Below are 8,692 nucleotides of genomic sequence, written 5' to 3'. Positions count from 1 at the left end.
GTGGCGGCCCGAGCGCCAGCGGCCGTCGGTCCAGCGGGCCATCAGGTCGCCGATGTTGACGGTGAACGCGTCGGGGTCGAACGGCGCGTCCTCCCAGCCGCCCGCGTCCGTGAAGACCTGGAGGCCGCCCCTGCCCGCCTGCCGGTCCAGGACGGTGACCGTGCCGAAGTCGGTGTGCGGGCCGATGCGGAACTGGCCGGGCTCGGGTGCGCCGACCCGCTCCGTGCCCGGATACCAGTTGATGTTGAACCCCCAGGTGGGGTGCCCCGTGTGCCGGGTGAAGAAGTCCTCGTCCTCGCCGAGCGCGGCGCCGAGGAGGCCGAGCAGCACATCGGAGAGGACCCGCATCCTCGCCAGGTACATCTCCACGAGTTGCCGCAGCTCCGGGGCCTCGGTCGGCCAGGTGTTCGGCGCGAACCACTCGGCGTCCACGGCCGGGTCGCCCGTCGGCTCGTCGGCGGCGAAGGACAGTGACTCCTTCAGGTCCGGGGGAGCGGCGGTGCCCTCCGCGTAGCTGTTGGCCTCCGCGCCGGGCCCGAGCCAGCCGCGCCCGCCGACCGGCACCGCGTACGGCCGCTTCGCCGCCTCGGGCAGATGGAAGAAGCCGCGGGCCGCCTCTCTGATCGCCGAGCGCAGGGCCGGGTCGATGCCGTGGCCGGTCACCAGGAGGAACCCGGCGGTGCGCAGGGCGGCGTCGACGGTCCGTGCCGTCCGCCCGCGGGCCTCCGGGTCGCCGGAGAGCCACGGACGCAGATCGATCGTGGGGATGGCCGATGCGGTCCTCATGCCCCCCATGCTGCCCACCCGGGGCCGCCGCCAGGCCTCATCGACGCGGCCGATCGGCCCATCGGCAGGACGCCCCACTGGGCCGTGGACCAGGGGGTACGCCCGTTCGTAGCGTCATCGGCATGACAGCGACCAAGTCTCTTGAACGCAGGGGCACCGCCCAGCTCACCGCCGCGATGGCGCTCTCCGGAACCCTCGGCGTCTTCGTCGTCGAGTCCGGCGCCGCCGCCTTCAACGTGGTCTTCTTCCGCGTCCTGTTCGGCGCGCTCGCCCTCGGCGCGTACGCCTTCGCCCGCGGCTACTTCCGCGACCACGGGCTCACCCCCAAGAAGGTGGGCCTCGCCGCGCTCGGCGGCCTCTTCATCGTCTTCAACTGGGTGTTCCTCTTCAAGGCGTACGAGGCCACCTCGATCTCGCTCGCCACCGTCGTCTACCACACGCAGCCGTTCTTCCTGGTGCTGCTCAGCGCCCTCGTCCTGCGCGAGCGCCTCACCCGCTCCCAGCTGGGCTGGCTGGTCGTCGCGTTCGCCGGGCTCGTGCTGGTCTCAGGGGTGCGCCCGGGGGACGCGGGGTCGCTCGCGGGCATCGGCCTCGCCCTGCTCGCGGCCGTCCTCTACGCCCTGTCCACCCTGGTCACCAAGCGCGTCACGGGCGTGCGGCCGCATCTGATCGCGCTGATCCAGGTCGTGGTCGGCATCCCGCTGCTGCTGCCCTTCACCGACTTCGGGGCGATGCGAGGCACGGGCGCCGGATGGGCGTGGCTCGCCGGACTCGGCGTGATCCACACGGGCCTGATGTACGTCCTGATGTACGCGGCGTACGCGAAGCTGCCCACCGCCAAGATCGCCGTTTTGGCCTTCACCTACCCGGCGGTCGCGATGGTCGCCGACTGGGCGGTCTACGGCCACCACATCGGCCCGGTCCAGGCGCTCGGCGTCCCGCTGATCGTCCTGGCGAGCCTCAGGGTGACGCTTGCTCCCGCACGAGCCGCACGGCCTGCTCCACGAACAGCCGCACCTGCGGCGGAAGCCGTTTCCCCGACCGCCACGCGAGCTGTGTCCACAGGGTGAACGGCGGCGTCCACGGCAGCCGCACCAGCGTGCCGTCGGCCAGCTCCCGGGCCACCGCCACCGCCGGGAGCAGCGCCACCCCGAGCCCGCCGGCCACACCCTGCTTGGTCGCCTCGATGGTGCCGAACTCCATGAACGGCGGCGGCTCACCGGTCCGCTCGCGCAGCTCCGACTCGAAGAGGTCGCGGTACGGGCAGCCCGGCTCGGTCCCGACGAGCTGCACCGCCGCCAGATCGGCGGTGCCGAGCGTCCCCGCGCGGGTCCGCCCGGCCAGCGGATGCGAGGGCGCGCAGACCAGGACCAGCGGCTCCTCGGCGAGGACCTCGGTCTCCAGGCCCTGGTGCGCGGTCTCCGGCTCCATCAGGAAGCCCACGTCGTACGTGCCCTGCCGCAGCGCCTGCCGCGTCTCGTCGCCGAGCGTGGGGCGCAGGGAGAGCCGGACCTCGGGGTAGCGGTGGTGGAAGAGTTCGAGGAGCGGCGGCAGCCGGTAGGAGGTCAGCGACTCCATGGTGCCTACCGCGATCGTCCCCGAGGGCTCCTCGGCGCCGACGACGGCGGCGCGCGCCTCCTCGGTCAGCTCGATGATCTGCCGGGCGTAGGGCAGCAGCCGTTCCCCCGCCTCGGTCAGCCGGATGCGGCTGCCGAGCCGGTCGAACAGCTCCGTACCGCCGAGCGAGCCCTCCAGGGCCCTGATCTGACTGGTCACGCTGGACTGGGCGTACTTCAGCTCGGTGGCGGCGCGGGTGAAGCTCAGGACGGTGGCGACCTTCTCGAAGGTCACGAGGAGCCGCAGTTCCACGGGTGCTCAGCCCTCGTTGCCCTTGTCGCGCTTGTCGCGCTCGTTCTCACCGGAGTCCTCTTCCCGAAGCGACTTCAGGAACTCCGGGTTGTCGTCGGGCGCCACCCACCGGGTCCTGCCGCGCCCCGCCGGGCCGCCCGCGCCGTGCCGCACCTTGCCCGTGACGAACCAGGCGATGGGACCGAGCAGCACCTCTCCGAAGAGCAGCACGATGATGACCCACACCACCTTGGGCAGGTGTCTGACTTCCTTCTCCGGAGTGTTCAGGACATCGATGAAGGCATAGATCCACACTGCCAGGACCAGCAGGAACGGCAGATACCTGAGCATGGTGGCGCGATCCCCCAAGGGTGACGGCGGGAGGCGTGTGCGTGCCCCCGGTGACGGGGCCAGGGTAGCCGGTGCCGGATACTGGAAGGCATGGCTTATGACGATCTTCGCTCCCTGCTCCGGGCGCTGGAGCGCGAGGGCGACCTGAAGCGCATCAAGGCCGAGGTCGACCCGTACCTGGAGGTCGGTGAGATCGTCGACCGGGTGCAGAAGTCGGGCGGTCCCGCGCTCCTCTTCGAGAACGTCAAGGGCTCCGCGATGCCCCTGGCGATGAACGTGTACGGCACGGACCGGCGGCTGCTCAAGGCGCTCGGCCTGAAGTCCTACGGCGACATCAGCGACAAGATCGGCGGCCTGCTCAAGCCGGAGCTGCCGCACGGCTTCGTCGGCATCCGCGAGGCGTTCGGCAAGCTCGGCGCGATGACGCACGTACCGCCGAAGAAGGTGAAGTCCGACAGCGCTCCGGTCCAGGAGGTCGTCCTCACCGGCGACGACGTGGACCTGGAGCGGCTGCCCGCGCTCTTCACCTGGCCCGAGGACGGCGGCTCCTTCTTCAATCTGGGCCTGACCCACACCAAGGACCCCGACACCGGCGTCCGCAACCTCGGCCTGTACCGCCTCCAGCGCCACGACAAGCGCACCATCGGCATGCACTGGCAGATCCACAAGGACAGCCGCAATCACTACCAGGTGGCCGCCCGCAGGGGCGAGAAGCTGCCCGTCGCCATCGCCTTCGGCTGCCCGCCCGCCGTGACGTACGCCTCGACGGCGCCGCTGCCCGGCGACATGGACGAGTACATGCTGGCCGGGTTCATCCAGGGCAAGCGCGTGGAGATGGTCGACTGCAAGACGGTCCCGCTCCAGGTGCCCGCGCACGCCGAGGTCGTCATCGAGGGCTGGCTGGAGCCCGGCGAGATGCTGCCCGAGGGCCCCTTCGGCGACCACACGGGCTTCTACACCCCGCAGGAACCGTTCCCCGCACTGAAGATCGACTGCGTGACGATGCGGAAGCGCCCGCTGCTCCAGTCGATCGTGGTCGGCCGCCCGCCGACGGAGGACGGCCCGCTCGGCCGCGCCACCGAACGCTTCTTCCTGCCCCTGCTCAAGGTGATCGTCCCGGACATCGTCGACTACCACCTGCCGGAGTCGGGCGGCTTCCACAACTGCGCGATCGTCTCGATCGACAAGAAGTACCCCAAGCACGCCCAGAAGGTCATGCACGCCATCTGGGGCGCGCACATGATGTCGCTGACGAAGCTGATCATCGTGGTGGACAAGGACTGCGACGTGCACAACCTGCACGAGGTGTCCTGGCGCGCGCTCGGCAACACCGACTACGCCCGTGACCTCACCGTCGTGGAAGGCCCGGTCGACCACCTCGACCACGCCTCCTACCAGCAGTTCTGGGGCGGCAAGGCGGGCATCGACGCCACCCGCAAGCTTCCCGAAGAGGGATACACACGGGACGGGGGCTGGCCGGAGATGGTCGAGTCCGACCCGGAGACGGCGGCGAAGGTCGACCGCCGCTGGAAGGAGTACGGGCTGTGAGCTCCGCTTCAGCAGCCATCCCGCAGCCGGGGCGCACCAGGGCCTTCCTGCGCCTGGTGATGATCGAGCACTCCGTGTTCGCGCTGCCCTTCGCCTACATCGCCGCGCTCACCGCCATGTTCCAGCTGGACGAGAACATCCACTGGGGACGGCTGCTCCTGGTCACCATCTGCATGGTGGGCCTGCGGACGTTCGCCATGGCGGCCAACCGGATCATCGACCGCGAGATCGACGCCCGCAATCCGCGCACCGCGCACCGCGAGCTGGTGACGGGCGCCGTCTCGGTGAAGTCGGCGTGGACCGGCGCGCTGATCGCGCTCGTCGTCTTCCTCGGCGCCGCCGCGCTGCTCAACCCGCTCTGCCTGGCGCTCGCGCCCATCGCGGTGATCCCGATGGTCGTCTATCCGTACGGCAAGCGGTTCACGAACTTCCCGCAGGCCATCCTCGGCCTCGCCCAGGCCATGGGCCCGGTCGGCGCCTGGATCGCGGTCACCGGCGAGTGGTCGGGGCAGGCCGTGATCCTCGGCCTCGCGGTCGGCGTCTGGATCGGCGGCTTCGACCTGATCTACGCCTGCCAGGACGTGGAGACCGACCGCGAGGTCGGCGTGAAGTCGGTGCCCGCGCGCTTCGGCATCCCGGCCGCCATCTGGGGCGCCCGCGGCTGTCACCTCGTGACCACGGCGCTCTTCGTCTGGTACGCCGCCGCCACGGACGCGGGCGTGTTCTTCTGGCTCGGCCTCGCGATCGTCGCGGGCGCCTTCGTCTACGAGCACTCGATCGTCAGGCCGCACGACCTGACCCGGCTGAACCGCGCCTTCTTCCAGGTGAACGGTTTCATCGGAATCGCCCTGTTCGTCTGCGCGCTGCTCGATCTGCTCGTACGCGGGCTCACCGTCTGACCGGCCGCCGGATAGGCTTCACAGCGTGAATCCAGGAGATACGCAGCGTAGGCCTTGGATCGTGGGGGTGTCGGGCGCCTCCGGGACGCCGTACGCCGCGGCCGTCCTCCGCGCGCTGCTCGCGGCGGGCGAGAGCGTCGACCTCGTCGTCTCGCGGGCCTCGCGGCTCACGCTGCTCGACGAGACGGGCATCGCCTTCCGCGACGCGCACTGGCGCGAGGACCTGCGGCAGTGGCTCGCGCGCGGCGCGGACGGCAAGCCGGGCACCTTCGACGTGCCGGTGGACGACGTGCGGTACTGGCCCGCCGGTGATCTGGCCGCAGGGCCCTCCTCGGGGTCGTACGCGACCAAGGGGATGCTGATCGTGCCCGCGTCCACGGCGTGTGTGGCGGGGGTGGCGCTCGGTCTCTCGAAGGACCTGCTCCAGCGGTCGGCGAGCGTGACGCTCAAGGAAGGCCGACGGCTCGTGGTCTGCGTCCGCGAGACACCGCTGAACGGACAGACGCTGAAGCACATGGTGAGCCTGGACGAGGCGGGCGCGATCGTGCTGCCCGCCTCTCCGGCGTTCTACGCGGGGGCGACGCACATCCAGGACCTGGTGGACTTCGTCGCCGGGCGGACGCTGGACGCGGCAGGGGTGCCGCACAGCCTGTACCGCCGTTGGGAGGGAGAGCTCGGCTCCGGCAGTCCCGGAGGGGGCTCGGGCTCCCGCTAGGGGATCAGCGCTTCTTGGCGGCGCGCTTCTTGCGGCCGTCCTTGGGTGCGGCGATCCGGTGGGCACGCGAGCGGTTGGCCAGGTCCTGAAGCTCGCGCATACGGGCGTAGGCCATCTCGATCGAGTACACGGGGTGACTCACTCCTGAAGGATCGTTGTTGATCGGCTGAGATTGAGAAAGATTTACAGGGCGTGAACCCTGTTACGCCTTAGATTCTACACATAGACTCGCGGTATCGCTGAATAATGAAAGGCATCGCACCTATGGACGCCGTCGACAGGCAGCTCATCCAGGCTTTGCGGGAGAACGGGCGCGCCTCGTACGCCGAACTCGGGCGGCTCGTGGGCCTCTCCGGGCCCAGCGTCACGGACCGGATCAACCGCCTCGAAGCGGCCGGAGTCATCACCGGTTACCGCGCGACGGTCGACTCCGCCTCGCTCGGCCTCGGCGTCATCGCCCTCATCGGCATCTCGCTCTCCGACGCCGCGGACCACGAGGACGTGGCACGCCGCCTGAAGGACCTGCACGAGATCGAGGACTGCTGGTTCATCGCGGGCGACGACTCGTACATGCTCAAGGTCAGGGCCAGTGACGTGGACGGCCTGGAGAAGACCATCCGCAGGCTCAGCGGCACCCGGGGGGTCTCCCGCACGCGGACCACGATCGTGCTCTCCACCAAGTGGGAGAACCGCGTCGGCGAGCTGCCGGAAGAGGAGTAGGCCGCCGCCCCGGGCCGCCGGGCCGGGGGAGTACGGTTGGCGGAGTTTGTCGTAGGTCGTGGGTCGCTGGGAGAGGTAAGGGCGAGGGCATGGACGCAGGTCTCAAGCGCGATCTTGAGCAGAAGGTCCGGGACGGCGAGCGGCTGTCCCGCGAGGACGGCATCGCGCTCTACGAGTCGGACGACCTCGCCTGGCTCGGCGGCCTCGCCCACGAGGTGCGCACGCGCAAGAACGGCGACGTCGTGCATTTCAACGTCAACCGCCACCTCAACATGACCAACGTGTGCACCGCCTCGTGCGCCTACTGCTCCTTCCAGCGCAAGCCGGGCGAGAAGGACGCGTACACGATGCGCATCGAGGAGGCCGTCCGCCTCGCCAAGGCGATGGAGGGCGAGAACCTCACCGAGCTGCACATCGTCAACGGCCTCCACCCCAACCTGCCCTGGCGGTACTACCCGCGTTCGCTGAGCGAGCTCAAGAAGGCGCTCCCGAACGTCTCCCTGAAGGCCTTCACCGCCACCGAGATCCACCACTTCGAGACCATCTCCGGCATGTCGGCCTCCGACATCCTGGACGAGCTGATCGAGGCGGGCCTCGAATCGCTCACCGGCGGCGGCGCGGAGATCTTCGACTGGGAGGTGCGGCAGCACATCGTCGACCACCGCACCCACTGGGAGGACTGGTCGCGCATCCACCGCCTCGCGCACGAGAAGGGTCTGAAGACCCCGTGCACGATGCTGTACGGCCACATCGAGGAGCGCCGCCACCGCGTCGACCACGTCCTGCGCCTGCGTGAGCTCCAGGACGAGACCGGCGGCTTCCAGGTCTTCATCCCGCTGCGCTACCAGCACGACTTCGTGGACATGAAGGACGGCAAGGTCAGGAACCGCCTCCAGGCGCGGACCACCATGGCCTCCGGCGCCGAGGCCCTGAAGACCTTCGCGGTCTCGCGCCTCCTCTTCGACAACGTCCCGCACGTCAAGGTCTTCTGGGTGATGCACGGCCTCCAGACCACGCAGCTCGCCCTCCAGCACGGCGCCGACGACATGGACGGCTCGGTCGTCGAGTACAAGATCACGCACGACGCGGACAACTTCGGCACCCCGAACAAGCTGACCCGCGAGGACCTCCTCGACCTGATCCGCGAGGCCGGCTTCCGCCCGGTCGAGCGGAACACGCGGTACGAGGCGATCCGCGAGTACGAGGGCCCCGACCCGCTGCTGCGCGAGACCCCGCAGGCCATGCGGGTCTGACGCGTGCCCCCCTCGTGACGCGAGCCCCCCCTTGCCGGGGGCGGAGTTCTCCGTGCTTCACTGGGAGGGCTCGTCCAAATCGGGCCTGTTTCGGAACGGAAGAGTGGATTGACATGCTCCGCTACACGCTGATGCGCCTCGGGATCTTCGCGGGCTGCTTCCTGGTCGTCTGGGGCCTCGTCTACGCCGAAATCCTGCCGCGCGGCCTCGGCGACTCCAACCTGCTCTGGGTGCTGCTGCTCGCGCTGGTCATCTCGGCGCCCATCAGCTTCGTGGTCCTGCGCAAGGAGCGCGACCGCGCCTCGGCGAACGTGGTGGAGCGGGTGGAGCGCACCAAGGCCAACCTGGACGCCAACCGCAGCCAGGAGGACCGCGCGGACGACCTGGCGCGGGCCAAGGCCAACGGCCAGGGCGGCCGGACGCAGACGCAGGGCTCATGAGCGTCCGCTCCCCGCGGGCAGCGCGCCCGTAACCTTCCTCACAGGCCTGCACAGGCCTGCACAGGCCTGTCGGACCCCGGCTCCCGAGCGAACTCGCTCCGGAGCCGGGGTTCCGTGCGTTGCGGGGCTGTC

The 8,692-nt window shown here is 69.9% G+C and carries 11 protein-coding genes; 7 read left to right on the top strand and 4 right to left on the bottom strand.

Going from position 1 to position 8,692, the window contains the following annotated elements; translation table 11 throughout:
• Positions 1–786: isopenicillin N synthase family dioxygenase (locus AB8Z36_RS21120; protein WP_369214917.1), on the bottom strand; the 786-nt coding region annotated here is incomplete at its 3' end.
• 122 nt (positions 787–908) lie between these two features.
• Here AB8Z36_RS21120 and AB8Z36_RS21115 point away from each other — a divergent pair.
• Positions 909–1,856 (top strand): DMT family transporter, encoded by a 948-nt coding sequence (locus AB8Z36_RS21115; protein ID WP_369214916.1) that lies wholly within the window; start codon positions 909–911, stop codon positions 1,854–1,856.
• Here the strand turns inward: AB8Z36_RS21115 and AB8Z36_RS21110 are convergent.
• The gene (locus tag AB8Z36_RS21110; RefSeq protein ID WP_369214915.1) at positions 1,747–2,655 is read right to left on the bottom strand and encodes a LysR family transcriptional regulator; all 909 of its coding nucleotides are present in this window, start codon (positions 2,653–2,655) and stop codon (positions 1,747–1,749) included. The genes AB8Z36_RS21115 and AB8Z36_RS21110 overlap by 110 nt on opposite strands.
• 6 nt (positions 2,656–2,661) lie before the next feature.
• Entirely contained in the window at positions 2,662–2,985 is a 324-nt protein-coding gene (locus AB8Z36_RS21105) for a PLD nuclease N-terminal domain-containing protein (RefSeq protein WP_369214914.1), read from the bottom strand.
• A 90-nt stretch (positions 2,986–3,075) separates the two neighbouring features.
• Here AB8Z36_RS21105 and AB8Z36_RS21100 point away from each other — a divergent pair, with 90 nt between their 5' ends.
• Genes AB8Z36_RS21100 through AB8Z36_RS21090 form a run of 3 tightly spaced genes read left to right on the top strand, consistent with a single transcriptional unit; the run spans position 3,076 to position 6,147 of the window.
• Positions 3,076–4,533, top strand: a complete 1,458-nt coding sequence (locus AB8Z36_RS21100; protein WP_369214913.1) for a menaquinone biosynthesis decarboxylase — start codon at positions 3,076–3,078, stop codon at positions 4,531–4,533.
• Positions 4,530–5,432 carry a menaquinone biosynthesis prenyltransferase MqnP gene (mqnP, locus tag AB8Z36_RS21095; protein ID WP_369214912.1) on the top strand — a complete coding sequence of 301 codons (903 nt, stop codon included), beginning with the start codon at positions 4,530–4,532 and terminating at the stop codon, positions 5,430–5,432. Before AB8Z36_RS21100 ends, mqnP begins: the two co-directional genes overlap by 4 nt.
• A 25-nt stretch (positions 5,433–5,457) precedes the next feature.
• Positions 5,458–6,147: a UbiX family flavin prenyltransferase gene (locus AB8Z36_RS21090; RefSeq protein ID WP_369214911.1), complete on the top strand. Its 690-nt coding sequence runs from the start codon at positions 5,458–5,460 to the stop codon at positions 6,145–6,147.
• Positions 6,148–6,151: 4 nt separating this feature from the next.
• Here the strand turns inward: AB8Z36_RS21090 and AB8Z36_RS21085 are convergent, their stop codons facing one another.
• Positions 6,152–6,289 carry a hypothetical protein gene (locus tag AB8Z36_RS21085; RefSeq protein WP_369214910.1) on the bottom strand — a complete coding sequence of 46 codons (138 nt, stop codon included), beginning with the start codon at positions 6,287–6,289 and terminating at the stop codon, positions 6,152–6,154.
• A 122-nt stretch (positions 6,290–6,411) separates the two neighbouring features.
• Between AB8Z36_RS21085 and AB8Z36_RS21080 the strand changes: the two genes are divergently transcribed.
• From AB8Z36_RS21080 to AB8Z36_RS21070, 3 genes are all read left to right on the top strand, one after another.
• Positions 6,412–6,867 carry an Lrp/AsnC family transcriptional regulator gene (locus AB8Z36_RS21080; protein ID WP_030791839.1) on the top strand — a complete coding sequence of 152 codons (456 nt, stop codon included), beginning with the start codon at positions 6,412–6,414 and terminating at the stop codon, positions 6,865–6,867.
• Between the two features lie 89 nt (positions 6,868–6,956).
• Positions 6,957–8,120, top strand: coding sequence for an aminofutalosine synthase MqnE (gene mqnE / locus AB8Z36_RS21075; RefSeq protein WP_369214909.1), 1,164 nt, complete (start codon positions 6,957–6,959; stop codon positions 8,118–8,120).
• Between the two features lie 113 nt (positions 8,121–8,233).
• Entirely contained in the window at positions 8,234–8,560 is a 327-nt protein-coding gene (locus AB8Z36_RS21070) for a DUF4229 domain-containing protein (protein ID WP_369214908.1), read from the top strand.
• Positions 8,561–8,692 lie beyond the last annotated feature (132 nt).

This window comes from Streptomyces flavofungini, assembly GCF_041028215.1.
Classification (GTDB): domain Bacteria; phylum Actinomycetota; class Actinomycetes; order Streptomycetales; family Streptomycetaceae; genus Streptomyces; species Streptomyces flavofungini_B.
The sequence above is the reverse complement of the archived record's forward strand: the minus strand, read 5'-3'. Positions and strand labels throughout refer to the sequence as shown.

Excerpts from the sequence above, each read along its gene's own strand:
- AB8Z36_RS21115 (WP_369214916.1), top strand. The coding sequence starts at position 909 with ATGACAGCGACCAAGTCTCTTGAACGCAGGGGCACCGCCCAGCTCACC.
- AB8Z36_RS21105 (WP_369214914.1), bottom strand. The coding sequence starts at position 2,985 with ATGCTCAGGTATCTGCCGTTCCTGCTGGTCCTGGCAGTGTGGATCTAT.
- AB8Z36_RS21100 (WP_369214913.1), top strand. The coding sequence starts at position 3,076 with ATGGCTTATGACGATCTTCGCTCCCTGCTCCGGGCGCTGGAGCGCGAG.
- AB8Z36_RS21080 (WP_030791839.1), top strand. The coding sequence starts at position 6,412 with ATGGACGCCGTCGACAGGCAGCTCATCCAGGCTTTGCGGGAGAACGGG.
- mqnE (WP_369214909.1), top strand. The coding sequence starts at position 6,957 with ATGGACGCAGGTCTCAAGCGCGATCTTGAGCAGAAGGTCCGGGACGGC.
- AB8Z36_RS21070 (WP_369214908.1), top strand. The coding sequence starts at position 8,234 with ATGCTCCGCTACACGCTGATGCGCCTCGGGATCTTCGCGGGCTGCTTC.